General features: G+C 44.3%; 24 protein-coding genes. 11 read left to right on the top strand and 13 right to left on the bottom strand.

What is annotated here, in order from left to right; genetic code table 11:
• Nucleotides 1-10: 10 nt before the first annotated feature.
• Entirely contained in the window at nucleotides 11-610 is a 600-nt protein-coding gene (locus M595_RS06655; protein WP_023065336.1) for a hypothetical protein, read from the bottom strand.
• A 267-nt stretch (nucleotides 611-877) separates the two neighbouring features.
• On the opposite strand from M595_RS06655, the gene M595_RS06650 reads away from it, so the two are divergent.
• Nucleotides 878-1,843 (top strand): DUF1517 domain-containing protein, encoded by a 966-nt coding sequence (locus M595_RS06650; RefSeq protein ID WP_023065357.1) that lies wholly within the window; start codon nucleotides 878-880, stop codon nucleotides 1,841-1,843.
• A 218-nt stretch (nucleotides 1,844-2,061) separates the two neighbouring features.
• Here the strand turns inward: M595_RS06650 and glmU are convergent, their stop codons facing one another.
• The 12 genes from glmU to cysE form a co-directional block, all read right to left on the bottom strand.
• Complete coding sequence (gene glmU, locus M595_RS06645; protein ID WP_023065347.1) at nucleotides 2,062-3,465, bottom strand: bifunctional UDP-N-acetylglucosamine diphosphorylase/glucosamine-1-phosphate N-acetyltransferase GlmU; 1,404 nt, start codon at nucleotides 3,463-3,465, stop codon at nucleotides 2,062-2,064.
• Between the two features lie 93 nt (nucleotides 3,466-3,558).
• Nucleotides 3,559-4,440, bottom strand: a complete 882-nt coding sequence (locus M595_RS06640; RefSeq protein ID WP_023065345.1) for a tRNA (5-methylaminomethyl-2-thiouridine)(34)-methyltransferase MnmD — start codon at nucleotides 4,438-4,440, stop codon at nucleotides 3,559-3,561.
• Between the two features lie 368 nt (nucleotides 4,441-4,808).
• Nucleotides 4,809-5,774: a cysteine synthase A gene (cysK, locus tag M595_RS06635; RefSeq protein WP_023065371.1), complete on the bottom strand. Its 966-nt coding sequence runs from the start codon at nucleotides 5,772-5,774 to the stop codon at nucleotides 4,809-4,811.
• Nucleotides 5,775-5,929: 155 nt separating this feature from the next.
• Entirely contained in the window at nucleotides 5,930-6,223 is a 294-nt protein-coding gene (fdxB, locus tag M595_RS06630; RefSeq protein WP_023065318.1) for a ferredoxin III, nif-specific, read from the bottom strand.
• 81 nt (nucleotides 6,224-6,304) lie between these two features.
• On the bottom strand, nucleotides 6,305-6,856 hold the full coding sequence (locus M595_RS06625) for a flavodoxin (protein WP_023065364.1): 552 nt from the start codon (nucleotides 6,854-6,856) through the stop codon (nucleotides 6,305-6,307).
• A gap of 101 nt (nucleotides 6,857-6,957) precedes the next feature.
• Nucleotides 6,958-7,344 carry a hypothetical protein gene (locus M595_RS06620; RefSeq protein WP_023065295.1) on the bottom strand — a complete coding sequence of 129 codons (387 nt, stop codon included), beginning with the start codon at nucleotides 7,342-7,344 and terminating at the stop codon, nucleotides 6,958-6,960.
• Nucleotides 7,345-7,976: 632 nt separating this feature from the next.
• A complete protein-coding gene (gene nifT, locus M595_RS06615) occupies nucleotides 7,977-8,168 on the bottom strand; it encodes a putative nitrogen fixation protein NifT (RefSeq protein WP_238987033.1) in 192 nt (63 codons plus the stop codon).
• 168 nt (nucleotides 8,169-8,336) lie between these two features.
• The gene (locus M595_RS06610; protein WP_023065356.1) at nucleotides 8,337-8,603 is read right to left on the bottom strand and encodes a nitrogen fixation protein NifZ; all 267 of its coding nucleotides are present in this window, start codon (nucleotides 8,601-8,603) and stop codon (nucleotides 8,337-8,339) included.
• The gene (gene nifV / locus M595_RS06605) at nucleotides 8,590-9,723 is read right to left on the bottom strand and encodes a homocitrate synthase (protein WP_023065333.1); all 1,134 of its coding nucleotides are present in this window, start codon (nucleotides 9,721-9,723) and stop codon (nucleotides 8,590-8,592) included. Before nifV ends, M595_RS06610 begins: the two co-directional genes overlap by 14 nt.
• 312 nt (nucleotides 9,724-10,035) lie before the next feature.
• Entirely contained in the window at nucleotides 10,036-10,248 is a 213-nt protein-coding gene (locus tag M595_RS06600) for a DUF2949 domain-containing protein (RefSeq protein WP_023065335.1), read from the bottom strand.
• A gap of 820 nt (nucleotides 10,249-11,068) precedes the next feature.
• Nucleotides 11,069-11,365, bottom strand: coding sequence for an Asr1405/Asl0597 family protein (locus M595_RS06595; protein WP_023065331.1), 297 nt, complete (start codon nucleotides 11,363-11,365; stop codon nucleotides 11,069-11,071).
• Between the two features lie 60 nt (nucleotides 11,366-11,425).
• Nucleotides 11,426-12,046 (bottom strand): serine O-acetyltransferase, encoded by a 621-nt coding sequence (gene cysE, locus M595_RS06590; RefSeq protein WP_232228460.1) that lies wholly within the window; start codon nucleotides 12,044-12,046, stop codon nucleotides 11,426-11,428.
• A 1,365-nt stretch (nucleotides 12,047-13,411) separates the two neighbouring features.
• Between cysE and nifB the strand changes: the two genes are divergently transcribed.
• The 10 genes from nifB to M595_RS06540 all read left to right on the top strand — a co-directional run bounded on the left by nifB (nucleotide 13,412) and on the right by M595_RS06540 (nucleotide 26,197).
• Nucleotides 13,412-14,872, top strand: coding sequence for a nitrogenase cofactor biosynthesis protein NifB (gene nifB / locus M595_RS06585; protein WP_023065310.1), 1,461 nt, complete (start codon nucleotides 13,412-13,414; stop codon nucleotides 14,870-14,872).
• A gap of 276 nt (nucleotides 14,873-15,148) precedes the next feature.
• Nucleotides 15,149-16,351, top strand: a complete 1,203-nt coding sequence (gene nifS / locus M595_RS06580; protein ID WP_023065307.1) for a cysteine desulfurase NifS — start codon at nucleotides 15,149-15,151, stop codon at nucleotides 16,349-16,351.
• 136 nt (nucleotides 16,352-16,487) lie between these two features.
• A complete protein-coding gene (nifU, locus tag M595_RS06575; protein WP_023065373.1) occupies nucleotides 16,488-17,390 on the top strand; it encodes a Fe-S cluster assembly protein NifU in 903 nt (300 codons plus the stop codon).
• Nucleotides 17,391-18,063: 673 nt separating this feature from the next.
• Complete coding sequence (gene nifH, locus M595_RS06570) at nucleotides 18,064-18,966, top strand: nitrogenase iron protein (protein ID WP_023065299.1); 903 nt, start codon at nucleotides 18,064-18,066, stop codon at nucleotides 18,964-18,966.
• 135 nt (nucleotides 18,967-19,101) lie between these two features.
• The gene (nifD, locus tag M595_RS06565; protein ID WP_023065312.1) at nucleotides 19,102-20,544 is read left to right on the top strand and encodes a nitrogenase molybdenum-iron protein alpha chain; all 1,443 of its coding nucleotides are present in this window, start codon (nucleotides 19,102-19,104) and stop codon (nucleotides 20,542-20,544) included.
• 140 nt (nucleotides 20,545-20,684) lie between these two features.
• Complete coding sequence (nifK, locus tag M595_RS06560) at nucleotides 20,685-22,220, top strand: nitrogenase molybdenum-iron protein subunit beta (protein ID WP_023065341.1); 1,536 nt, start codon at nucleotides 20,685-20,687, stop codon at nucleotides 22,218-22,220.
• A gap of 56 nt (nucleotides 22,221-22,276) precedes the next feature.
• Entirely contained in the window at nucleotides 22,277-22,597 is a 321-nt protein-coding gene (locus M595_RS06555) for a Mo-dependent nitrogenase C-terminal domain-containing protein (protein ID WP_052001708.1), read from the top strand.
• Nucleotides 22,598-22,691: 94 nt separating this feature from the next.
• Entirely contained in the window at nucleotides 22,692-24,194 is a 1,503-nt protein-coding gene (nifE, locus tag M595_RS06550) for a nitrogenase iron-molybdenum cofactor biosynthesis protein NifE (RefSeq protein ID WP_023065319.1), read from the top strand.
• A gap of 1 nt (nucleotide 24,195) precedes the next feature.
• Nucleotides 24,196-25,563: a nitrogenase iron-molybdenum cofactor biosynthesis protein NifN gene (nifN, locus tag M595_RS06545; protein WP_023065321.1), complete on the top strand. Its 1,368-nt coding sequence runs from the start codon at nucleotides 24,196-24,198 to the stop codon at nucleotides 25,561-25,563.
• A 148-nt stretch (nucleotides 25,564-25,711) separates the two neighbouring features.
• Nucleotides 25,712-26,197 carry a DUF269 domain-containing protein gene (locus M595_RS06540; protein ID WP_023065309.1) on the top strand — a complete coding sequence of 162 codons (486 nt, stop codon included), beginning with the start codon at nucleotides 25,712-25,714 and terminating at the stop codon, nucleotides 26,195-26,197.
• Nucleotides 26,198-26,207 lie beyond the last annotated feature (10 nt).

The raw sequence follows: 26,207 nt of genomic DNA, 5'->3' as shown, positions 1-26,207 counted from the left end.
TTTTTAAAAATTATTTCGCCTGACAGTCCCGCAACCATAACCGAATCGCTTGGGCGAACGCACTTTCGCTGGTTTCACCGGGGAGAGAATAAAACCCATATCGAGGATAAGAACTCGACTTAGAAAACATCTTTTCTAATTCCCAACCCGACCCACTTTTTCGCAAGAATAACCAATGATATCGTTGAAATCGAATGAGTTTATTGGTATAATATTGTCGTTCCCAAGTTTTGAGATAAACAAGGTAAGTTTCATCTGGAGAATCTAGATTTACATTAAAGGGTAAAGGTTCAAGTTCGTCTAATTGTCCAGCAATTAAAACAGAGGTATCTCGTTCAAATTCCCGACTGTTACTCCGACGTTCAATCACACGATTGGTATAACTGGGTAAATCTGGTAACATTTGATCAACTAAAGTTTGTAACTCTACCGGACACGTTTGTTGATTGACAGCATTTGGACGAATAATCGTTCTAGCAACCGTTAAAGTATTGACTGGAACAGGGCTAACAAGATTAATCAGAACAGGAAAAATAATAACACTCAGAAAAAATAGATTTGGAATTGTCCTAATTTTAAGATCCTTAAAAAAATCTTGTGTTTTTCTCAAAATTCCAATCCTCTAGCTAACAAAATGATAAAATTTCAAGTCAATTGATGACATCAGCTTATCTGTTTATCATACTCGGTGAGTTAGTTGTCACCTGAAACCTGAAATCTGAAACCACCTCACCAGTTAGTCGGAGGCGGGTATAACCAAAAAAATTGCGGAAATCCCCCCATCAGTAGGTTCAAGAGAGTACCCGAGAAGCGTTACAGTATTAGGTGAAGTCGGTTATCCGCTCTCGGTTAACCTGAAGTTAAAATTGAAAACTCTATGAAGAACGAAAAACAACAATCTCGAATTAAATCAATTTTGAAATCCTTAGTTGCTTTTGGGATAGTTTTTACACTCATCTTCTCACAAGCTGATTTTGCACTCGCCGCCCGCAGTGGTGGACGTATTGGTGGAGGTTCCTTTAGAACACCTCGAACCTATTCTCCTGGCCCAAGTAGAGCGCCCGGTGGCGGTTATGGTAGAGGCTTTGGTGGTGGATTTGGCTTTCCCTTCTTGATTCCCTTCTTTGGGTTTGGGGGCGGCTTTGGTGGATTATTTGGCATCTTCATCTTCATTGCGATCGCCAATTTCCTCGTTAGAAGCTTCCAGTCCGCTACAGCAGGAGACGAAGAAACAGGCGGTTACGGACGCTTAGGCGTGTCTGTCGGGCGTGTTCAGGTGGGTTTATTGGCTGAGGGTCGTAGTTTACAAGACGACTTAGATCGCATCGCTGAAGCGGCGGATACAGGGTCGGCTGAAGGTCGCGCCCAAGTGTTACAAGAAGCCACTTTAGCCCTGTTGCGTCATCCCGAATATTGGGCCTATGGTGCCGCTGAAACAACCCAAACCGGAATGGAATCTGCCGAGGCTCAATTTAATCAGTGGGCGATCGCAGAACGCAGTAAGTTCACTGAAGAAACCCTCTCTAATTATAATAACCAACTTTCCGGTACAAGCGCTCCGGCAATCAAATCGGGTGAGACAGGTAACGGTGAAATTGTTCCCCAAGAAGGTCAAGCACCCGGAGAATATATTGTCGTTACGTTGGTTGTGGGAACGGTTGGCAAGTTAGAATTACCGAAAGTTAATAGCGCTCAAGAATTACGTCAAGCCGTGAGTCGTTTGGGTTCTGTTGGTGCCGAACAACTGTTAGCAATAGAAGTATTATGGACTCCGCAAGCCAAAGGAGACACAATCTCGACTGATGATATGTTGGCAAATTATCCCAATTTAGCACTTGTTTAATTACTGGTTTAATTAACGGTAAATTGGGTAAAGCTTAATTTAAGCGACTTCTGAAAAAATCATCATTAATTGTAAGCTGGGTTAGTGCAGAATTAACCCGGCTTTGATTATGTTTTAACTTCTGGTACTGAAAATATGCTGTTTGCAAATGTTGGGGAATTTGCGGTTAACTTTTATTTATTATTATTGGGGCGCAAAATCTGCACCCCGACAAGATTTTATTCAGCTTTCGGTTGTTCTGTTTTCTCAGCGTTCATCCGCCAACCCGGTTTGACAACTTGACGTTCACGAGCGATCACTAAACTATCATCAGGAACATCTTCTGTTACCGTTGAACCCGCCGCAACCGTAACATCTTCCCCCAAAGTAAGGGGCGCTACCAAAACACTATTTGAACCCGTTTTTGTGCGATCGCCAATATTGGTTTTATGCTTGTTTACCCCATCATAATTAGCGGTAATTGTTCCCGCACCAATATTAACTTTATTGCCAACTGTTGCATCTCCCAAGTAAGATAAATGAGAGACATTTGTGCGATCGCCGAGTTGAGTTTTCTTGAGTTCCACAAAATTACCAATGCGGCAATTTTCCCCAACTTCTGCATGACCTCGCAAATGAGCATAAGGGCCGATCCGAGTTCCATCTGCCACAATACTATCAGAAACAACCGAAAACAAAACCGTCACATTTTTGCCAATTTGACTATTTTCAATTAAACTCCCCGGCCCAATTCTACTCCCCGTTTTAACCGTCGTATTTCCCCGCAGATGAGTTTGAGGTTCAATCACAACATCCGGCTCTAACTGTACAGTATCATCAATCGTAATACTCGCCGGATCGAGTAAAGTTACCCCCTCCGCCATCCATTCATCTTTCACCCATTCTTGCAACACCTGATAAGCCGTTGTCAGATGTTTGCGGTTATTAATTCCGATAATTTCTCGAAAATCTTCTACATCGACAGCCATCACTGGGTTCAGGAAAAAAACAGCATCCGTCAGATAATATTCCTGTTGATCATTCTCCGCTTTCAGTTGGGGAAGAATCTTTTCTAGTTGCGGCCAATTAAAACAATAAATCCCCGCATTAATGCGAGAATTCTGGCGTTGAGCATTGGTACAGTCTCGTTCCTCAACAATTTGACTAACGATATTTTTACTGTCACAAAATACTCGTCCATAACCTTTCGGGTTGGGTAAATGAGCAGTTAAAATTGTCGCAGCATTACCCTGTTGTTGGTGAATTTTAACCAATTCTTCCAACGTATGAGGACGCAATAACGGAACATCCCCATTTAACACCAATAAATCACCCGAAAACCCTTTTAAATGCGGAAGTAATTGTTGAACAGCATGACCCGTTCCCAATTGTTCCGTTTGTTCGATAAACTCAAGAGGAGAATCTGTTGCCTGATCTTCACTATTTTGACTTTTGAGTAAAGACTCTTGGACTAAATCACCACGATAACCCACAATAACCAGTCGTCGGTTCGGTTGAACTCGCACACAACTATCGATAACTCGTTGGACAAGTGTGCGATCGCCCAGTTGGTGGAGAACTTTGGGGAGATCAGATTTCATGCGGGTTCCCCGTCCGGCCGCTAAAATTGCTACTGCTACCATTAAAAAAAATTTCGGTTTCAGTTGTTTAAGTGATTGACTTGATTGTTCAAGCCTGTAATTATGATTTCATAAGATCAGCGCATTGATCAGAGATTAAAATCCCGGTTTGAAATTTGTAATGCGCTTTTTCCATTGAGAGGTCGGTTCTAAAGTCGAAGACTGTTGTTCTTGGTAGCGACGTTGTATAATACTTTCAGCGTTATCGTTTAAGCTCGGATCTCGATAGGGAACAGCAGCGCGAGTTTGTAAGTGTTCGAGTTCGGATGTTGATAAAGGCGGTAACGCAGCAGACGAAAAACCCGCAATGGTTCCCGGTGTGCGTCGTCCGACGGGAGAAGTTGAACCAATGGTTAATCCTGCGGCAATTAATGCGCTTCTAACCGTTGCTGAACAGGAATAAGTCGCTAAATTTCCATCCGGTTTCAGACATTGGGCGACAAGGCTTAAAAACTCCACCGTCCACAGTTGCGGACAAACGGTCGGCGAAAACGGATCGAGAAAAATAGCGTCGGCTTTGAACCCAGAAGATCGAACCTGTTGCAGTGTGTTCCGAGCATCTCCGAGTAACAGTTTAGCTTGCAGGCAATCGCTTTTCAAAGAATGAGTTGTTGAAAATTGCGCTAATAGTTCTACAATTTCCGCCGGATAACTCTCTAGAACCTGATGAGCGATCGCACTTTTCGGCACCGTTTCATCGAGTTCTAAAGCAATTAATTCGATTTTACAATCCGGGTTAGTTTCCCAAATTGCTGTTAATGCCGCAGCACTATTATAACCCAAACCGTAGCAAATATCAAGAATAAATAATCGGGAATGTTCGGCGTGTTGACGAAGGTTTAACGGTTCAACAAACTTTAATTCTGCTTCTTGTTTCGCCCCAAACTGACTGTGAAAAGACTCACCAAATTCTGTCGAGTAGAACGTGTAAGAACCATCTCCGGTGTGTTGCGGTGTGAATTGTTCTTGTTTCTCCATTCAGGCATCCAGCTAAGGATTAAAATCCTCATCTAAAAACAAAAGTCCTCATTTAAGTTGTAAAAAGTTAATCTTAGCCCCCAGAATTGGCAGGGCTGTTTCATTCTAAGTCATCCGTTCACCGCATCTGAATTGGTGCGGAATGCACTGCCGCTTGCGGATGACTCGCTTCCCGAGTTAAAAATTGCCGGGGTTGATGGGGTTCCGGGGGTGATGGGGAGAGGATTTTTTTCCGATGAAAAATAACTTTTTATTAATAAAAATCCTCCCTACCTCCCTACCTCCCTACCTCCCCACCCCCCCACAAATCAAGTTTTAGGGCCTTAACGCGCACGGCCATGCCCAGAACGGGGGGTTTGGGGGCGATTTTAACCAATTAATACAGGTTCTTTTTGTTCTTCCAAATCTTGGAACATCGGCGTGCTGAGATACCGTTCGCCGAAACTCGGTTGAATCATCACAATCAGTTTACCTTCATTTTCAGAACGTTGAGCCACTTTAATCGCTGCACCCAAAGCCGCACCCGTCGAAATACCTGATAAAATCCCTTCTTCACGGGCTAGACGGCGACCATAATTCATCGCTTCGTCATCGGTAATTTGAACGACTTCATCAATTAAATCAACGTTTAAAACTTCAGGAATAAAACCAGCGCCAATTCCTTGAATTTTGTGAGGGCCAGGATTTCCACCCGATAAAATCGGGCTATTTGTCGGTTCAACCGCGATCACTTTAAACTGAGGTTTATATTGCTTAATCACATCAGCAATCCCTGTAATCGTACCACCCGTTCCGACACCTGCGATTAAAAAATCAATCCGTCCGTCTGTATCTTCCCAAATTTCTTTTGCAGTGGTTTGGCGGTGAATTTCGGGGTTTGCAGGGTTGCTAAACTGTTGGAGCATATAGGCATTGTCAATCGTTTCCGTCAACTCCTGCGCCTTTTGAATGGCACCTTTCATCCCTTGTGAACCGGGAGTCAACTCCAACTGTGCGCCATAAGCCCGCAACATCGAACGACGCTCTAGACTCATGGTATCTGGCATGGTTAAAATGAGGCGATATCCTTTCGCAGCCGCCGCCATAGCCAGAGCAATTCCGGTATTTCCAGAAGTCGGTTCAACTAATATCGTGTGACCGGGAATAATCAAACCTTCTCGTTCTGCGGCGTTAATCATATTCACGCCAATCCGATCTTTAACAGAAGCGGCGGGATTCATCCCTTCTAATTTTACCAGGATTTGAGCCACACAGCCTTGAGATTGGGGAATAGAATTAAGTTGAACGAGGGGAGTTCGACCCACCAATTCGGTGATATTATGAGCGACACGCATCGTTATAACTCCAGGTGCTAAAAGTTAACAGTCTGCACAATAAAAATCAATATTGTATGCAGAAAACAGTGAACGGTGATAAACTCTATTTTTACCATTATTACTCAACCGCCCACTGTTCACAAATAACTGTTAGAGAATTGTATTGCTACGTCTTAAACGGCAACCGTAGCGTGAGTATAACATTTTTTCGGACAAATCCGTGAGCAAGCCTGACAGCCTACGCAATTTTCAGGATTGTCAATATTCATTACTTTGCGTTCGACTTCATCTTCATCTTCATCGACAACTTCGCCATCTTCATTAAGAGCAATCAAGCCCAAAACGTTGAAACCGCAGACTTTGAAGCATCGACCACAACCCAAACAATTTTCTTGATCGAGGGACTCCACAAATTTGGGTTCCCAAGTTTTACCACTTTTAGTTACGCTCGTTAATGTTGCAACCATGATCTGTGTTCTCCTAAACAAAGGTCGTCAGTCAGATATCCTTAAAGGAAGTGTTCTCAGCAAACCAATTGCCAATTTGTTCTAGGCGCTTGCACCCGCCAAAACCCGATCTTCAATCGGAAAATGGGGACGCAGTATTTCAATCCAGCGATTAAGACGTTCATCCGTCTTTTCGCTTTCGTTAATTTCATCGAGAGGTAATCCGACAAATAAACCATCCCGAATGGCTGTTGAATGCTCAAAGGTATAGTCATCCGTCGGAACCGCCCCAACAACCGTTGCACCCAGTTTGGTAAAGATGTCATACATCACGCCCAAAGCACCGACAAAGTGCATTCCGTGGCTGACATAATCTCCGGGGCCAAATAGAGCGATGGTTTTACCGGAAAAGTCCGGTTTTTCCACTTCCATTTCAAACAATGGATCTCGCCAATCATTCTGCACTTCGCCTGCTCCCCAAGTAGAACAGCCGAGGAGCAAATAATCATACTCCAGCAAATCACTAAATTCGTCGAAATCGTCTTCCATGCTGAAAAGATCGCAAAGATCTTTACCCAACTTTTCCTGCAATGCGGTTGCGATTTCTTCAGTTACACCGGATGTAGAACCGTAGAAAATACCAATCTTAGCCATAATACAATTCTCCTAACAGTATTGGTTTTTGGACTAAATTGCCCCGACCCAACAGACTTAGAAATTCATCGGGCAAACAATCAATCTCGATTGACAGAAAGTTAATCCACTCGGAAATCCTTTGGAGTTCCCTGGTTAGAGGGAGAACAGACATGAACTTTACCAATTGCAAACGCTTTCAACGCCCCGGCATAACGCATCACTTTCTCGAAAACGATTAAGTTAGAGTTTAAATCCGGACATTGAATCGCCAATGTATTGATGTCTGCATCAGTGTTAACATTCCACTCACATTGAGCGAATAATGTTGCCACTAAACTATTTTCCTCGGATAGAACGGTGCTGTTTTCTCGTAAATTTGATTGACGCACAGAAGCAGCATAAATCTGTTGACGACAGGCGTTTTCCAATTGCTGATGGGCTAACCCTTCAGATTTGGAATGGTCGGAAGTTGGTCGAGAATTCAGATCAACGCTAAAGTAACTCATGGGGTCTCAGTTTTAGGAATATTAAGGACAGTTCATAAGGGAAGCTTTAGAACTCATCGAGAATAGAAAAAGAGAGTGATAAGCAAATAAACGAAGAAATGAATTGATGCACCCACTAAACCGTTAATTCACTCTCTCTCGCCAAAGTCTTGACCCCCTTATGGGTTCCACATTCCTAAACCCAAGTTCTTTAGCCGATGTTCACGAAAACAGCAGTGCCATTGCTGGCGAAAAGCTGATTATTAGGAACGTGCAGCACTTCTGGAGGTTAATCACAGAATTGTTGAAAAGGCGACATCGGTTGTCATAATGTTAGAGACTTTTGGCATTACTCCAACTCGTTGAAAACTCAATCAGAAATTAAAATCTACATGAGTTTCCCGCCTTCTTTTGATGACAGCCCCGCATAACATCCTTAGAATAATTCAGTTATGGGATTTTTCCCTGATACCCAAAGAATGATCTTCTCTAAGCAGGGATTCTGAAGTCTTCTAAACCCGGAGGTTTTTCATCAACCTTCAGCAACACTTGTACAACGTTTAAATTACACAAATGGAGCCTGTCAAACGCTCAAATATTTAGGCAGAAGTCAATCAGAAGTTAGAAGTTCAAAATTGCCTCTTGATCTTCTATTACAGTTTTTTTGCTTCTGCTGTGAGTGGTAAATCAAAGGGTTCTTCTAATTTCGGAAATGTTAATTCCCAACCATTAGCCAGGACAAAAATCTTGCCTTCTTCACCCATTTTTTCTTCAACTACGTCTTCTTCTAAATCTTTTTTAGGAACGTAAGCTGATAGTTGTCCTGCTGCATTTTTGCGTAACATTACTTTCACAGTAAAACCTCCTTTTTTAGGGTGTTATCGTAGGTGACAGTCTTCCTAAACTGATCTGAAATTCAGATCAGTTTAGTCATTTCAACCGACAACCTACAAACTGAAATCGAAGATTGTGAAATCAAAATCGTAGAGCCGACCCAATCTTCAATCAAAACTTTAATCGACAGGATCTAATTCTTTTGCCCGACATCCAACTATAACATTTTTATCAAGAAAATGTACAGCATAGATGTAATAAGCTTGCAAATAAGTGCCGATACTAATCACATAACCTTCATCGCCTTTTTTGACTAGATTTTCTCCGATTTCTTTACCCGGAAAAGTGCCATCATTGCGAATCATTTTACGAACTCTAACCTTTTGTTCAAGATTGTATTTCGGCTGATCATTAATTTCGACAGCATCAACTCTAGCTAATCCCATGAGCTATTCTCCTTTGAGGTACTAAATTTAACAATTCTTCCACAGTCAAACTGCGCTTAAACTGTACAGAAAGATTTCGCACCGCTTCTAAAACCGTCGCGATTTCTTCTGTCGTTAATGTAATGCCATTTTGCTGGAGTACAGTCGAAACCAAATGTCGTCCCGAATGTTTACCCACAACTAAACGACGTTCCCAGCCCACCTCCTCGGGGGCAAACGGTTCATAAGTGTTCGGATTCTTTAAAATCCCGTGAGCATGAATCCCCGCTTCGTGAGCAAAGGCATTTTCACCCACAATCGCCTTCCAAGGCGGAACCGGACAGCCCGACGCTTGAGCAACAAAGCCAGATAGTTCCCGCAAACGCCGAGTATTAATACCCAGATCCAAGCTATACATTTGCTTAAGAACCATCACGACTTCTTCGAGAGCCGCATTTCCAGCCCGTTCTCCCAAGCCATTAACCGTCGTATTCACCGAAGTCGCACCCGCCTGCAAACCTGCCAAGGCATTCGCCGTCGCTAGCCCAAAATCATTGTGAGTGTGCATCTCCACCGGAATAGACAATTGACTCACTAAATGGGCAACTTTTTGGCTAGTTTTCATCGGGTCAAGAATACCCACCGTATCGCAAAAGCGAAAACGACTTGCTCCCCAGCTTTCAATCGACAACGCTACATCGGTGAGAAACGATTCATCAGCGCGAGAGGAATCTTCTCCCCCAACCGCGACATACAACCCTTGGTCAACTGCAAATTCCACAGCCTCTCGAAGTCGTTGTAAAACCGCCTGATAATTTCCCTGAAATTTAGCTGCAATCTGAATCTCAGAAACCGGGATAGAAATGTGAACCCGTTTAAGACCACAAGCGATAGAGGCTTCGATGTCAGAACGTACCGCTCGGTTCCAGCCAATGAGTGAAGTCCGCAAGTCAAGATTGGCAATCGCGGAAATAGCTCGGGCTTCTTCACTGCCCATTGCTGGGATACCAACCTCTAATTCATGAATCCCAATGGCATCCATGAAAGACGCCAAAGCGACTTTTTCATCGACAGTGAACGCAACTCCGGCGGCTTGTTCACCATCTCGTAAGGTTGTATCATTGATTTGAATTTCATTCATGGCTAGACTTCCCCACAATTGAGAAACAGATTTGGTAAAATGCACACGCATACACGGTGACAATCGGCAGCTATTTCAATCAGTACCCTGGCTTTTAGGAGTAGATTTCAGGTTTAATTTGACTATCTCTCCAAAATAAGGGACTATTGACACAGGGATAGAGGAGTTCGGGATTGAGGATAGACAGTCAGCGCGAATCTGTTAGTTTTAGGCATAGCGTTTAGTTAAGGCCTCGTTGTCTGTTTATTTCCGAGTTACCTTGTCCCTTTCTTGATGAACGTTCCTTGCGGTTTTCTACTGTTGCGGATTTGTTCATGAGAAATCAAACTGGGGCTTGTTTTTGAGCCAATCAAAGATCGTTTGCAGTTGAGTGATAGAAATAAATCCATATTGCCAAAGCAACATCGGTAGGGGATCAGTTGAATGCTTTCTGCGTTGGATGGCGACTTTTAACTCATCGTGAGAAATTGCCAGTTCATCTTGCAAAAATCGACAGAATTCCGTGAAATTAGAATTGTATTCCATGACAGCACTTCAGGTGAGGTTTGATGTGGTGATTTTGGGAATCAAGAAAAATCGAATAATCCTACAGAATTAAGTCTTGAGGTAACTTGTTCTGGTGAATTTTCTTTTCTTCCCTGCTGAATCACGCTGACTCAGTTATGACCAAAACCAGGCTATCTGAAGGCTTGAGATTATCAAGATGAAACTTGCTCTTGGGGATGGTGTGGTGAAGGTCAATCAGATCGAGATAGATGTTCCAGCAACTAAATGAATTGAGAATTAAATTTTTTCTTTTCCCCACCATTCTGTTTAAGAATAGATGTAGAGAAGTTAATTCTACTGTACCTTCTAACTTCAGAGATTAGTTTTGATTGAGAAGATCAAAACCCAGAAGTTGAACAAGAGCAATATATTCAATCCTTCGCCCAAGGATACGATGAGATTTCGTGAGCAACCACTGCGTAGGTGATTGATTCCTTGACTCGGGAATATAAAGATAGCCTGTCTAATACTTGTGACTTGTCCTCTAAGCGTGAAACCCTTGAGGAATGAGGGTAGAAGAATTGATCCGAAGAATTGAATTCAGACTGTTGAGAATGGATGGGGCTACAAGTGTAGCGGGTTGCTCTAAACTCATGACTCTCTAGACGTTGACAAGCTGAGTTGAGAGCGAGACAAGATAGAGTTTCCTAGAGACTGAAGCAGTATTCGATCATTGAAAAAGAGGGAAATCAGACTAGGGACTCTAGGTTCAAATTGAAGTCTCAAACAGCGAATAATTATTTATAATGAATAATTAAGCATTGTTAATTCAACTGATCCTCTTTTTCAAGTTTCGGTCTTAACGTTCCAATTCTCCATGAAACTCGTAATTTTGAACTCCTTGGGGAGAAATATCCGTTTCCCAACAGCGTTCTAACCAATCTACTAATTGTGGCCGAGACGCCATAAACTGTTGGATGACACTTCGTAGTAGAATAGCGTGATTACTGTGCTGAATTTCAACCCATAGCAGTCCATCTTCCGGACACCAACAGGGAATCATCAACTCTTGTAAGCGACGATAAACAATCCAGCGATCACCCTGTAAAACAGTAACCGGACTAATGACAGCACCAGAAGAAGAAAGTTTAAACATGGTGTGAGGCTCATTCAGAAAAGGTCAGGATGCAAAAGCTTATCTTGGAGACAAGATGAATTAATTGCGAATTCCAACTTCGTAGTTGCGAATTTGTTGGACTTGTTGTTCCAATTGCTCAATGCGATCAACTAAGGTCCGAATCAGCTTGGCTTCCACATCCGGAAGTTTGCCATGTTCAAGGGGACAACCGCGACCTGAACGAGAAATAACACGACCAGGGATACCGACTACAGTGCAATCATCCGGGACATCATTGAGAACGATTGAACCCGCTCCCACACGGACATGATTGCCAATGGTGATATTGCCTAATACTTTTGCTCCAGCACCCACCACAACATTATTACCTAAAGTCGGATGGCGTTTACCGCTTTCTTTTCCAGTACCTCCCAGGGTTGCATTTTGATAGATTAAACAATAATCACCGATGATTGCTGTCTCACCGACTACAACTCCCATGCCATGATCAATAAAGACTCCTTTACCAATCGTTGCACCCGGATGAATTTCAATTCCAGTGAAAAACCGTCCGAGGTGAGACATAAACCGAGGGAGGAAAGGTAGATGACGATGATACATCCAGTGAGAGATCCGGTGTATCGCCAAAGCGTGTAAACCCGGATAGCAGCAAAGCACCTCTAACCAATTGCGAGCCGCCGGATCTCGCTCAAAAACAATCTGGAAATCATTCCAAAGTGCTTTTAATCCCTCAACTAGAGTTACAGAAGTACAAGATTGTGAACCTTTAACTTCTGAGACTGGCGGGGTAGGGGGACAAAAACCCACAGGAGGACTTGATGAAGTCTTCTCTGGCTGGTTCGTCTCCCGTCTTCGACGTTCTCTGAGAGTGATGGGCTGTAGCATCAGATTCCGTGAGTCAATTAGAACAGGTCTCGTTTCTACTGCTTATACCAAGTGGCTCACTCTCTCCCAGTATGCACTAAGCCAGTTAGATTTATTTGATTAGTTAAAGGTGTACTCAGATTATTGAAAAGCAGAATACATGGGGCTTTTAACTCTCTAAAAAATTCTTTTTGGGGTGGGGGACTGATATTTTTGCAGAGGGGTTTGGGTATTTATGGGTAGGGGAACCAGTATTTTCAGCCTCACCCTTAAGTATATACTAAATCAGTGTTTGCAGGGAATTTTGAGGGTAAGTTTTGACCCGATCAAAGGTGAACTCAAATATTTTTGATATACTTGCAGATGAAGCCGTTGATAGGTCTAGCTTTCCAGTGTTTTAAGAGGTAAAATTTTGAGGGCATAGACACATATATCAAACCCCCTAATTCAAAAAATGTTAACTTAGATACAGAATTGAATTCCGTGACAGCACTGGGGGAGCTTGAGAGGCTGACTCCAGTTTTTTTTAGGGGAATGAGTACAAAATAAACAGGGGTATATTTAAAGGAAATAATAGCATCAAGTCCTGATGAATCAAAGCATAGAGGGTGAGTACAAAAATACCCTGCACTAGGGTGAAAAAGACTAGAACCCAACCTAAAAAAGACTAGAACCCCACCCGAGAAGAAAAATTTAACCCTGACTCTCTCTAGGTTTGAGAAGATGAGTACATCTTTAACTAATCCAATAAACCTGAACCGGATGCCTAACTTCAAGCGCATTTGCAGGGGGATGGTATAAAGTTGCTAACGCTGAAAAACGAGTACAACCTAATTCGGAGTTAGGAAATGGAATTGCCCACAGCGCGGGATGAGTTCGGAAACCTCAAGTGAGGAGCATTAGGAAAAATGAATTACCCACTTCACAAGCAAATTGCAACTGAAGAGTTATTTATTCTTTCCTCGTTTCTTGTTCCGTTACTTCTTTCCCATTTAGGAAAGAACGACTTATCCTCATCATGCAAAATGATGAATTCCAAAGAAACAGATACAGAATACGGACGCAGAATCCGAAAAAAACTTAGATGAGTGACTCGCAGTGGCTTCTCTACCCAGTTCGAGATTCACCTCTCTAAATAATATTTTCGATTCCTCTGTTCCTTTTTATCTCAAAAACCTTCTCACTTATTTACGGAATTCAATGTTACATCCTAAAGGCACTCTGACACTCGAAACTCAGACCGATAACCCTTCTCCGGTTTCCAACAAAAAATCTGGAAACTGTGGCTGTGATTCTTCTACTCAGAAAGTCACAGACGAGAAACTGTTAGAACGTATTGAGAAGCACCCCTGTTACAGTGAACAAGCGCATCATCACTACGCCCGGATGCACGTCGCCGTTGCGCCCGCTTGTAACATCCAGTGCAACTACTGTAATCGCAAATATGACTGTGCAAACGAAAGCCGCCCCGGAGTTGTTAGTGAACTCCTCTCCCCAGAAGAAGCGGCGCACAAAGTCTTAGTGGTTGCGGGCAAAATACCTCAAATGACGGTATTGGGAATTGCCGGCCCTGGTGATCCCTTAGCTAACCCCGAAAAAACCTTCCGTACCTTTGAACTCATTGCAGACAAAGCACCTGATATTAAATTGTGCTTGTCCACCAACGGATTGATGCTTCCCGATTATATTGATCGCATCAAAGCCTTAAATATCGATCACGTCACCATCACCATCAACATGGTAGACCCCGAGATCGGTGAAAAGATTTATCCTTGGGTTCACTATCGTCGTCGTCGCTATCGCGGCATTGAAGGAGTCAGAATCCTCCACGAACGTCAGATGGAAGGATTAGATGCCCTCAGAGAAGCAGATATTCTCTGTAAAGTCAACTCCGTGATGATTCCGGGAGTCAATGACGAACACTTACAAGAAGTCCATGAAGTGGTTCGCTCAAAAGGCGCATTCCTCCACAACATTATGCCCTTGATTTCCGCCCCTGAACATGGAACTCACTACGGCTTAACCGGACAACGCGGACCCACACCTAAAGAACTCAAATCACTGCAAGATAACTGTTCAGATGGTTTGAAACTGATGCGTCACTGTCGTCAATGTCGCGCAGATGCAGTCGGACTCTTGGGAGAAGATCGCAGCCAAGAATTTACAAAAGATAAATTCATGGAAATGCCCCAGGAATATGATTTTGAACAACGTCAGGAAGTTCACGCCGGAATTGAGACATTCCGTGAACAACTCGCCACCGCTAAAGCGCAACACCCCGCCAAGCCGCAACCGACTAAAGATCAACCTAAGATTTTGGTTGCAGTTGCCACAAAAGGCAGTGGGTTAGTGAACCAACACTTCGGCCATGCCAAAGAGTTCCAAATCTACGAAGTTGATGGTTCAGAAGTCTCTTTCGTTGGACACCGCAAAATTGATCATTTTTGTCAAGGTGGATACGGCGAAGAGGCAACGCTAGACAATATCATTAAAACTATCACTGACTGTAAAGGTGTATTAGTTTCCAAAATTGGTGATTGTCCGAAAAAAGAGTTGCAGACCGCTGGAATTGAAGTCTTTGAAGGTTACGACACTATCGATAAAGTTGCTCTAGATTTCTACGAGCAGTACATCCAAAAAGCAGAAACAGAAAATAACTGATCACTGAAGGGACTGGAGAAGTGAACTCGAAAAAAATACCCAACTTTCTTGTTGACTCTCTCTATCGCGATCTTCAATCATTTCACTAAATCACGCCGCAACGTCTCGTTATCAGGAAGTTGAACTTACTCAATCAACTTCAACCCCATTCACTCCAGATGTGGTCACTGTCACAACAAACACCATTGAGACAGATATGACCCCGACTCACCGATAACGAACGGCAACTGATAACGAGATGAAAAATTACGGCTAACTGTCACCACGGAGAGGGCAATGAAAGACTGTATTTATCTTGACAATAACGCCACAACTCAAGTCGATCCAGCGGTCATCGAGGCCATGTTACCTTACCTGACGACCTACTTCGGAAATCCCTCTAGTATGCACAGCTTCGGAGGACAAGTCGGACAAGCGGTTAAACAAGGCAGACTTCAAATTGCATCCCTTTTGGGTGCAGAGGCTTCTGAAATTGTCTTTACCAGTTGTGGAACCGAAGGAGATAATGCAGCGATTCGCGCCGCACTTTCCGCTCAACCCAACAAACGGCACATCATCACTACTGTCGTTGAGCATCCCGCAGTCTTGAACTTGTGCAAGCGCTTAGAGAAAGAAGGTTATACCGTCACTTATCTTTCCGTTGACGATCAAGGTTTACTCGACTTACACGAACTCGAAGCTGCCCTGACTGGCAACACCGCTCTAGTGAGCGTCATGTATGCCAACAACGAAACTGGCGTGATTTTCCCCATCGAGGAAATTGGACAGATCGTTAAAGAAAAAGGCGCCCTATTCCATGTCGATGCAGTCCAAGCCGTGGGCAAAGTTCCCCTGGATATGAAGACTAGCACGATCGATATGCTGACCTTATCCGGTCACAAAATCCATGCACCGAAAGGGATTGGCGCTCTCTATGTTCGTCGAGGGGTCAGATTCCGTCCGTTTATGATTGGCGGACATCAAGAACGGGGTCGTCGTGGTGGTACCGAAAATGTTGCGGGGATTGTGGCTTTAGGCAAGGCGGCTGAACTGGCTCAACAGCACTTACTAGAAGTCGAGACAGAAAAGCGCCTCCGCGATCGCTTAGAACAAGGTATCCTCAGCGCGATTCCGAATACGGTTGTGAACGGTCATTCGACCAAACGCCTACCCAACACCACTAATATTGGCTTCAAGTATATCGAGGGAGAAGCGATACTCTTATCACTGAACCAGTTTGGCATCTGTGCCTCCTCCGGTTCGGCCTGCACTTCGGGTTCTCTAGAACCATCTCACGTTTTGCGAGCCTTAGGACTTCCTTATAGTGTCCTCCACGGATCAATTCGCTTTTCACTCTCTCGCTACACCACTGATGCTGAAATTGATCGGGTGTTAGAGGTTATGCCACAAGTCGTTGAACGTCTGCGAGCGATGTCTCCTTTTAATAGTGATGATGCTGAATGGTTGCAAGAGCAAGAAAAGGCTGTACTCGCTCATTAAAGAACTTGTTACAGGGAACAGAGGACAGGGAACCTGGAATATTCAGAAACTGGAAAAACAGCTTTTCTGCATCACTGATCACTGTCAACACGGGTTACTGATCACTACATAACTGATAACTGTAAAAGAGGTTGCCATGTGGGACTACACCGACAAAGTAATGGAATATTTCCAAAATCCTCACAATCAGGGAACCATTACTGATCTTGAAGAAGGCGAAAAGGTTGTTACCGGAGAAGTGGGTAGTATTGCCTGCGGGGATGCTCTCCGTCTTCATCTCAAAATTGATGAAGCAACACAAACGATTAAGGATGCCCGGTTTCAAACGTTTGGTTGCGCAAGTGCGATTGCTTCTTCTGAGGCTTTAACTGAATTACTCATCGGTAAGAAGGTTGAAGACGCGATGCAGTTGACCAATCGCCAAATCGCGGACTACTTGGGTGGCTTGCCGGAAGAAAAAATGCACTGTTCTGTGATGGGACAGGAAGCGTTAGAAGCGGCTATTCATACCTACAAAGGGATTCCGATTGAAGTTCACGAAGAAGATGACGGTCGCCTCGTTTGTTCTTGTTTTGGAATTAGTGAGCCTCGGATTCGACGGATTATTCTAGAAAATGATCTCGAAACGGCTGAACAAGTGACCAACTACGTTAAAGCTGGCGGTGGCTGTGGGTCTTGTCTGACGGATATCGATGATATTTTGATTGAAGTTTCCGAAGCGAGAATTACCGGAATTTCATCGGTGCCTGCTCCTCAAACGGCTTCAGCGACAGCCACAGCGACTTTGGCTCCACCGAAGGTTCTCACCAATCTGCAAAAGATTACGCTGATTCAGCAGGTGTTGACTGAGCAAATCAAACCGGTTTTAGCCAAAGATGGCGGCAATGTTGAACTGTTTGATGTTGAAGGTGATCGCGTTAAGGTAATTTTGCAAGGTGCTTGTAGTAGTTGTGCCAGCAGTACAGAAACCCTCAAAATTGCGATCGAAGGCACATTACGCGCCACAGTGTCACCCGATCTGATTGTTGAAGCAGTTTGATCTTCTAATTGAGAAGTTAAGTTGAATAAATTTAACTTTAACTTAAGACTTTCTCCAATTGATTTGATTTTCTAATTGAAGGATTAAGTTGAAGAAATTTAACTTTAACTTAAGACTTTCTCAAAACCTCTCATTCCTAAATTATCCAAAATGTATCTACTTCCTAAAAATGAAAGGCGAGAGCGTTCGCCGCCCGAAGCGTCGCTTTCTCAGCCAGGGGTTTGATGTTGATTATGAGTCCCGGTTAAGCTTAAGGATTTCGTAAGGAATGCAGTTTCTTGAAGTTCATAGAAATTCATAAATTCCCCACCCAATCCTTACGTCCTAGCCAGACTCCCCCTTTCAACCCCTCGATCGGTTTTCAACCGATTACTCAACTCAAGACTGCGTGTGAAAACCCACACATCTCTAAAAAGATTTTGTCTCATTTCTAACAGAAACCGAATTTTTATTGGAATAATATTCCTAATAGATGAACGAGAACTCTCGGATCGGTTCTGAAAGAATTGTGTTCTGAAGTCTACCTGTCAAAACAAAATAAACCCGGCTGAAACTTTGAATCAATGGACATGACTGATGTCAAGTCAGGTTAATGTTTCACTGATTACAGAATTTCCCAGTTTATTTGTTTTCCATCCTGTCAAACTTAAGTCGAGTTAAAGCGAGAAACACCATGCGACAAATTGCATTTTACGGTAAAGGCGGTATCGGTAAATCCACCACTTCTCAAAACACCCTGGCTGGAATGGCACAAAACGGCAATCGCATCATGATTGTTGGTTGTGACCCGAAAGCTGACTCCACTCGTTTGATCCTCAACACCAAAGCTCAGGTTACAGTTCTAGCGTTGGCTGCAGAACGGGGTTCTGTTGAAGATATAGAACTCGAAGATGTACTGCTCGAAGGATTTGAAGGCATCAAGTGCGTAGAATCTGGTGGTCCTGAGCCTGGAGTTGGATGTGCAGGTCGTGGAATTATCACCTCCATCAACTTCCTCGAAGAAGAAGGCGCTTACGAAGATCTAGACTTCGTATCCTATGACGTACTAGGTGACGTTGTTTGCGGTGGTTTCGCCATGCCTATCCGTGAAGGAAAAGCACAAGAAATCTACATCGTAACTTCCGGGGAAATGATGGCGATGTATGCGGCGAACAACATTGCCCGAGGCGTTCTGAAATATGCTCATACAGGCGGAGTTCGCTTAGGTGGCTTAATCTGTAACAGCCGTAACGTTAACCGTGAAGTTAACTTGATTGAAGAATTGGCAGAACGGTTAAACACTCAAATGATTCACTTCGTTCCTCGCTCCAAGCAGGTACAAGAAGCTGAATTACGCCGGATGACTTGTATCCAATATTCTCCCGACCACGAACAATCGGCAGAATATCGCACATTAGCTAAGAAGATCGAAGAAAACACCAAGCTGACCATCCCGACACCGATTGACAACGACACCCTCGAAGAACTGTTAATCAACTACGGTCTGTTGGGTTCTGAAGAAGAGTACGCGAAAGTACGAGAAGCTGACGAAAAAGAGCAAGAGCTTCTCAAAGCAACTAACGTCAAGAAAGCTTAAGTTTTCACTTCGAGCCAGAATCAGGGTTAATCGTTAACAAGATTTCAGATTTAATCCCGGCCTTGTTAACGGTTAACACTCTTCGCCCGCACACGGCGCCGGGCAATCGCTAATCACCAACAACAGAGGAACACCATGTCAACTGTAGATGAAAACAAACAGTTAATTCAGGACGTTCTAGAAGCTTACCCCGAAAAAGCCAAGAAAAAACGGGAAAAGCATCTAAACGTCCATGAAGAAGGCAAGACAGACTGCGGAGTAAAATCCAACGTCAAATCACTTCCCGGTGTAATGACCGCTCGTGGTTGTGCTTATGCAGGTTCTAAAGGGGTGGTTTGGGGTCCGATCAAGGACATGGTTCACATCTCTCATGGTCCTGTCGGTTGCGGTTATTATTCCTGGTCAGGTCGTCGCAACTACTACATCGGTACTACCGGAGTTGATACCTTCGGGACGATGAACTTCACCTCCGATTTCCAAGAACGCGACATCGTGTTCGGTGGTGACAAAAAACTCGGCAAAATCATCGAAGAAATCGAAGAACTGTTCCCCCTTAACGGCGGTGTCAGTATTCAGTCAGAATGTCCGGTTGGTTTAATCGGAGACGACATTGAAAGTGTTGCACGTGAAGCAACCAAAAAAACAGGTAAAACTGTTGCTCCCGTTCGTTGCGAAGGCTTCCGGGGTGTTTCCCAGTCCTTAGGACACCACATCGCTAACGACATCATTCGTGACTGGGTATTCCCCCAAGCAGACGAAGAAAACAAAGACTCAGACTTTGAATCCACAGACTATGATGTAGCCATCATCGGAGACTACAACATCGGTGGAGATGCCTGGGCAAGCCGTATCCTGCTCGAAGAAATGGGATTACGGATTGTGGCTCAGTGGTCCGGAGATGGTACTCTCCATGAGATGAAGATGACTCCTAAAGTCAAATTGAACCTCATCCACTGCTATCGGTCGATGAACTACATCAGCCGTCACATGGAAGAGAAGTATGGTATTCCCTGGTTTGAATACAACTTCTTCGGTCCGACCAAAATTGCTGAATCTTTACGGGCGATCGCCGCACAGTTCGATGACAAAATCAAAGAAGGTGCAGAGCGCGTTATCGCTAAATACCAAAAGCAAGCCGACGATGTAATTGCTAAATATCGTCCGAAGCTCGAAGGTGAAAAAGTGATGCTGATGGTTGGTGGTCTGCGTCCTCGCCACGTTGTTCCCGCTTTCCAAGATTTAGGAATGGAAATCGTCGGTACTGGCTATGAATTTGGCCACAACGACGACTACAAGCGGACAGCCGAATACGTCAAAGATTCAACAGTTATCTATGATGACGTAACGGGATATGAGTTCGAGAAGTTTGCTGAAGGCCTCAAGCCTGATTTGGTTGCGGCTGGAGTCAAAGAGAAGTATGTATTCCAGAAAATGGGCTTACCCTTCCGTCAAATGCACTCTTGGGATTACTCTGGTCCCTACCACGGTTATGACGGGTTTGCAATCTTTGCCCGTGACATGGACTTAGCACTGAAAAGTCCGACCTGGGGCTTAATTGGCGCTCCCTGGAAGAAATAAGAGTAAGGAATATCGGCACAGGGAACAGGGAACAGAGAAGCATAACAAATTTCACGCGCTTCCTGTCACCTGTCACCCTTACTATTTACCCCCGACCTTGACAAATCGAGTAATCCCCAGCAGATACGGAGAGTAACATCATGTCTCAGAACGTCGAGAATATTAAAGATCACGTTGAGTTATTTCATCAGCCTGAGTACCAAGAGCTATTTGATCGCAAGCGTGAAGCTGAAGGAATGCCTGCTTCTGAGGAAGTTGAAAAAGTTGCAGAATGGACTAAATCCTGGGAATACCGCGAGAAGAACTTTAATCGTGAGTCCTTAACCATCAACCCTGCAAAAGCTTGCCAACCTTTAGGTGCAATTTTAGCCGCTGTTGGTTTTGAAGGTACATTGCCTTTTGTTCATGGTTCTCAAGGATGTGTGGCTTACTTCCGGACCCACTTCACTCGTCACTTCAAAGAACCGTTCAGCGCCGTTTCTAGCTCCATGACTGAAGATGCAGCGGTCTTCGGCGGCCTGAAGAACATGATCGACGGTTTGCAAAACTCCTACGCGCTTTACAAGCCAAAAATGATTGCGGTTTGTACAACTTGTATGGCAGAAGTAATCGGAGATGACTTGGGTTCCTTCATCGGAAACGCTAAGAACGATGAAGTTATCCCGGCTGACCTACCCGTTCCTTTCGCTCATACTCCGAGCTTTGTGGGTTCTCACGTGACTGGTTATGACAATATGCTCAAGAGCATTCTGTCAAACCTCACCGAAGGCAAGAAAGCCGAAAAGACTAACGGCAAAATCAACATCATCCCTGGCTTTGAAACCTACATGGGCAACCTGCGGGAACTGAAGCATATCCTCAAAGCGATGGATATTGATGCCACAATCTTAGCCGACAACGAACTCTATTTGGATTCTCCTAATACTGGTGAATTCAAGATGTACCAAGGCGGTACAACTTTAGAGGATGGCGCAGATTCGATCAACGCCGAACATACTTTTGCGTTGCAAGCCTATCCCACTGTTCAAACTCGTAAGATGATCGAGAAGAAGTGGAAGCAAGGCACAACTGTTGCTCGTCCTTGGGGTGTTCGCGGAACAGATGAGTTCTTGATGAAGTTATCTGAAGTCACTGGAAAAGCGATTCCTGAAGAACTCGAAATCGAGCGGGGTCGTGCAGTTGACGCCATGACTGATACTCAAGCTTGGGTACACGGCAAGCGTGCAGCGATCTACGGTGATCCGGATTTAGTGATAGGAATGTTGCAGTTCATGCTGGAAATGGGTATTGAACCGGTTCACATTCTGGTCACAAACAGCAACAATAAATTTGAAGCAGAAGCGAAAGAACTTCTAGCTTCTAGCCCTCATGGTCAGCAAGCGACTGTTTGGGGTGGTAAAGACCTCTGGCATTTACGCTCCTTGCTGTTTACTGAACCCGTTGATTTCTTCATTGGAAATTCCTACGGTAAGTACCTGTGGCGTGATACCAAGACTCCGTTAGTTCGGATTGGTTACCCGATCTTTGATCGTCATCACCTACACCGCTACTCTACTATCGGTTATTCCGGTGCAATCAACTTGCTCAACTGGATTGTGAATACTCTGTTTGAAGAGTTAGATCGCAACACCAATACCCCCTCGAAGACAGACATCTCCTTCGACCTCGTTCGTTAAGCGAGCGTTAGAGGCCCGCCAATGCGGGTCTCTCAATCACAAATCGGGAGGTTGCTATGGCAATCACTCATTACCAAAATTCCGATTCCACGCACTGCACTGGCATTCAACTCCAATTTGATCTTTTGGCTCCTTTGCATCGTTGGGTAGATCACATTGAAGTCAAAAGTGCAAGATTTGCTCACATCATCTGCCGACTGATTCCTAGTGATTGTCCCTTTGATCGTGATATTACTCTTGCAGGGCGCAAACTGTTTCATATTCCGCCGTTGTGTGAATTGAATCCTCTCTATAACGAGTTTGTTGGTTTGCGTTTTCGGGCTTTGAGCTACCTTGCTGATCAGTGTGGCGAAGACATCTCCCCATACATTTGTTGATCAACAATCAACACTCGGGGCTGATCGCAACGGATTCGCGCACGCCGGACTCTATACCGTCTCTACACCTGACCACCGACTCCACATCTGAGCTATGAAACTCACCCGAGGCAAAATCACCGAACTGGTTAACGAGCCAGGTTGTGAACATAATTCTAAGGAAGGACAAAGCAACAAAAAGGCGTGCAAACAACAAGCACAACCTGGAGCGGCTCAAGGGGGTTGCGCTTTTGACGGAGCTTCTATTGCACTCGTACCGATTACTGATGCGGCTCACCTAGTTCATGGCCCTATTGCTTGTTCAGGAAATTCCTGGGGAAGTCGAGGCAGTCTTTCTTCGGGTCCCGTGACCTACAAAACTGGGTTTACTACTGACTTATCGGAAAACGATATCATTTTTGGCGGTGAAAAGCGACTCTATAAAGCGATCGCTCAAATCGTTAAAAACCATCAACCCGCCGCAGTGTTTGTGTATTCAACCTGTGTGACGGCTTTGATTGGAGATGATCTCGATGCCGTCTGTCAGGCGGCCGCTAAAAAATACGGTACTCCTATTATTCCTGTTCATGCCGCAGGTTTTGTCGGAAGCAAAAATCTGGGGAACCGACTCGCGGGCGAAGCGTTACTCGATCATGTGGTGGGTACTGCTGAACCTGAGTATACCACACCTTTTGATATTAATCTCATCGGTGAGTACAATATCGCTGGGGAAATGTGGAATGTTCTCCCGTTGTTTGAAAAAGTGGGCATTCGCGTGTTGGCTAAAATCACCGGAGATGCTCGCTACCAAGAAGTCTGTCAAGCCCACCGTGCCAAGCTGAATGTAATGATCTGCTCGAAAGCGTTGATCAACATGGCGCGGAAGATGGAGGAACAATACGACATTCCTTTCATCGAAGAATCGTTCTACGGCATTGATGACATGAACCGCTGTCTGAGAAATATTGCCGAGAAATTTGGCGATGCAGAGTTGAAACAACGGGTAGAAAAACTAATTGCTTCGGAAAATGCAGCCCTCGATCAAAAGCTTGCGCCTTATCGCGCTCGACTCGGAGGTAAACGGGTTGTGTTGTATACCGGAGGAGTTAAGAGTTGGTCGATTATTTCTGCCGCGAAGGATTTGGGAATTGATGTGGTTGCCACCAGCACCAAGAAAAGTACCGAGGAAGATAAAGCTCGGATCAAGAAGTTGCTGGGTAAAGATGGGATCACGATTGAAAAGGGAAGCCCGCAAGAATTGCTAAAAGTGATTGAGCAAACAGGCGCGGATCTGTTAATTGCCGGGGGTCGTAACCAATATACGGCTTTAAAGGCTCGCATTCCCTTCCTCGATATCAACCAAGAACGTCATCACGCCTATGCGGGTTATGAAGGCATGATCGAGATGGCTAAAGAACTTGAAGAAGCTCTTTATTCTCCCATTTGGCAACAGGTGCGTTGTTCCGCTCCTTGGGAAGTGGGAATTGGTGAACCAATAGCAGGGAACAGGGAACAGGGAACAGGGAACAGTGACCAAGAGATAGCCAACAGTGAAAAAGAACTGATTGGCACGGTAGTGCCAGTGGCAGAGCCAATCGCGGAAATTGGGGGTGTTTAAGATGACAACGATTACTCAACCTAAAAAAGCGGCGGCGGTTAATCCTTTAAAGTTAAGTTCTCCTTTGGGTGCATCTTTGGCTTTTCTAGGGCTGAAGGGGATGATTCCGCTCTTTCATGGTTCTCAAGGTTGTACTGCTTTTGCCAAAGTGATTTTGGTTCGTCACTTCCGAGAAGCGATTCCTTTGTCTACAACGGCAATGACTGAAGTGAGTTCGATCTTGGGTGGAGAGGATAATGTTTCCACGGCAATTTTAACCCTGGCTGAAAAAGCCAAACCGGATGTACTGGGTTTGTTAACAACGGGGTTAACGGAAACACGAGGGGATGATATGCAGCGCATCCTCAAAACGTTCCGCAATCAGCATCCTGAACTCGACTGGCTCCCGATTATTTCGGTTTCGACTCCCGACTACAAAGGGGCGATGGAAGATGGTTATGCCGCAACTGTTGAGCAGATTGTAACTACCGATTACGGGACGTTAGCTGAATCTGAGGACAGTATACCGAGTTTGTCTAGCGATCGCAAGGCAAGAGTTACCATTTTAGCCGGTTCTCTCCTGGGACCTGGTGATGTCGAAGAAGTGAAGGCGATTGTCGAAGCCTTTGGGTTAACGGCGGTGATGGTACCGGATTTGTCGGGATCGATGGATGGGCATCTCGATGATGGGTTCAACAGTGTAACGACTGGAGGAACAACCTTAGATGATTTACGACGTTTAGGGGAATCTTCTTTCACGATTGCGATCGGCGAAAGTATGCGGAAGTCGGCGGTGGCGTTGAAGCAAAAGTTCGGCACGAATTATGAGGTGTTTCCTCGCTTAAATGGTTTACAGGCGATGGATCGGCTGGTGTTGCGATTGTCAAAGATTGTTCACTCCCGTCAAGATGCTCATTTTGTACAACCCTATGAGGTGCCGGAGACGTTCAATCGTCAGCGACGTCAGTTGCAGGATGCCATGTTGGATACGCATTTCTATTTTGGTCGCAAGCGGATTTCGCTGGCTCTAGAACCGGATTTGTTGTATCAAACCAGTTGGTTGTTGCATGAAATGGGTGCTGAAATTCATGCGGCGGTGACCACAACGAAGTCTCCCCTATTGGAAAATTTACCCATTGAAACCGTAACGATTGGCGATTTAGAAGATTTTGAGAATTTGGCGGTTGGGTCAGACTTGTTGATTGCAAATTCTCACGGGAGAGCAATCGCTCAACGACAAAATATTCCTCTCTATCGCATGGGTTATCCAATTTTTGACCGTTTTGGAAATGGTCACAGATGCCTAACGGGTTATCGAGGAACTGTTCAGTTTCTCATGGATTTAGGTAATCTTTTTATCGAGGTAGAAGAATCCCAAATTAATCATTAAAAGTTGAACGATACAGCTTTTAATTCGATAAAATTTGAATCCTAAATCTCCAACTGTATTGACTGAATTAAGTCTATATTCTCTCCAATGTTTCTGACAAGAATTACGAATCATTCACCTCCTACACTGAATCGGAAGACCTAGAACTATGATTCACCAGATCGCCATTTCTCACTCTAATGTTTCTCTGCACAACTCCTCTTTTCTCAGAGAGATCATTAAACAAGTTCGTGTTCAAGATACGACGGTCGCTTATCAAGATTTATCCGATGAATTGTTGCTCAAATCTTTAATTGGTGATTCGACTTTAGAGGGAGATAACGATATCCCAAGCCTACAAAAGATTTCGGCTTTTTATCGGGCTATTGCGTCTCGTCTTGAGCAAGAAACGGGTCAAATGGCGGAGGTTTTTCTCAATCTGGGTCAAGATGATATTGGCTGGATTTTGGTTTTTTGTGGTCGCTTGTTGGTGATTTCTCAGTTCTTACGAGATGCGGATAGTTTCGGTTTTGAATCTGTAGAACACTTAGCAGATTTTGGTGAAAGAATGATTCAAAATTCTTTAGAACGGGCAAGAGAATATTTTGACTTTCCTGTGCAGGGAATTTCTGTCCCCTTAAAAAGAGCAAGCTAAAGGAGGTTAT

Origin of the sequence: Lyngbya aestuarii BL J (assembly GCF_000478195.2) — a bacterium.
Taxonomy (GTDB): Bacteria; Cyanobacteriota; Cyanobacteriia; order Cyanobacteriales; family Microcoleaceae; genus Capilliphycus; species Capilliphycus aestuarii.
Note: the sequence above shows the minus strand (reverse complement) of the source record. Positions and strands in the feature narration are given on the sequence as shown.

Bases quoted from the DNA above. Each gene is read 5' to 3' on its own strand.
- nifD (WP_023065312.1), top strand. From the start codon at position 19,102: ATGTCAACTGTAGATGAAAACAAACAGTTAATTCAGGACGTTCTAGAA.
- cysK (WP_023065371.1), bottom strand. From the start codon at position 5,774: ATGCGTGTCGCTCATAATATCACCGAATTGGTGGGTCGAACTCCCCTC.
- nifE (WP_023065319.1), top strand. From the start codon at position 22,692: ATGAAACTCACCCGAGGCAAAATCACCGAACTGGTTAACGAGCCAGGT.
- M595_RS06640 (WP_023065345.1), bottom strand. From the start codon at position 4,440: ATGGAGAAACAAGAACAATTCACACCGCAACACACCGGAGATGGTTCT.
- M595_RS06555 (WP_052001708.1), top strand. From the start codon at position 22,277: ATGGCAATCACTCATTACCAAAATTCCGATTCCACGCACTGCACTGGC.
- M595_RS06595 (WP_023065331.1), bottom strand. From the start codon at position 11,365: ATGTTTAAACTTTCTTCTTCTGGTGCTGTCATTAGTCCGGTTACTGTT.
- glmU (WP_023065347.1), bottom strand. From the start codon at position 3,465: ATGGTAGCAGTAGCAATTTTAGCGGCCGGACGGGGAACCCGCATGAAA.
- M595_RS06610 (WP_023065356.1), bottom strand. From the start codon at position 8,603: ATGGGATTAGCTAGAGTTGATGCTGTCGAAATTAATGATCAGCCGAAA.
- nifH (WP_023065299.1), top strand. From the start codon at position 18,064: ATGCGACAAATTGCATTTTACGGTAAAGGCGGTATCGGTAAATCCACC.
- M595_RS06540 (WP_023065309.1), top strand. From the start codon at position 25,712: ATGATTCACCAGATCGCCATTTCTCACTCTAATGTTTCTCTGCACAAC.
- M595_RS06620 (WP_023065295.1), bottom strand. From the start codon at position 7,344: ATGAGTTACTTTAGCGTTGATCTGAATTCTCGACCAACTTCCGACCAT.
- nifT (WP_238987033.1), bottom strand. From the start codon at position 8,168: ATGTTACGCAAAAATGCAGCAGGACAACTATCAGCTTACGTTCCTAAA.
- nifU (WP_023065373.1), top strand. From the start codon at position 16,488: ATGTGGGACTACACCGACAAAGTAATGGAATATTTCCAAAATCCTCAC.
- fdxB (WP_023065318.1), bottom strand. From the start codon at position 6,223: ATGGTTGCAACATTAACGAGCGTAACTAAAAGTGGTAAAACTTGGGAA.
- nifB (WP_023065310.1), top strand. From the start codon at position 13,412: ATGTTACATCCTAAAGGCACTCTGACACTCGAAACTCAGACCGATAAC.
- nifV (WP_023065333.1), bottom strand. From the start codon at position 9,723: ATGAATGAAATTCAAATCAATGATACAACCTTACGAGATGGTGAACAA.
- nifS (WP_023065307.1), top strand. From the start codon at position 15,149: ATGAAAGACTGTATTTATCTTGACAATAACGCCACAACTCAAGTCGAT.
- M595_RS06600 (WP_023065335.1), bottom strand. From the start codon at position 10,248: ATGGAATACAATTCTAATTTCACGGAATTCTGTCGATTTTTGCAAGAT.
- nifN (WP_023065321.1), top strand. From the start codon at position 24,196: ATGACAACGATTACTCAACCTAAAAAAGCGGCGGCGGTTAATCCTTTA.
- M595_RS06625 (WP_023065364.1), bottom strand. From the start codon at position 6,856: ATGGCTAAGATTGGTATTTTCTACGGTTCTACATCCGGTGTAACTGAA.
- M595_RS06650 (WP_023065357.1), top strand. From the start codon at position 878: ATGAAGAACGAAAAACAACAATCTCGAATTAAATCAATTTTGAAATCC.
- nifK (WP_023065341.1), top strand. From the start codon at position 20,685: ATGTCTCAGAACGTCGAGAATATTAAAGATCACGTTGAGTTATTTCAT.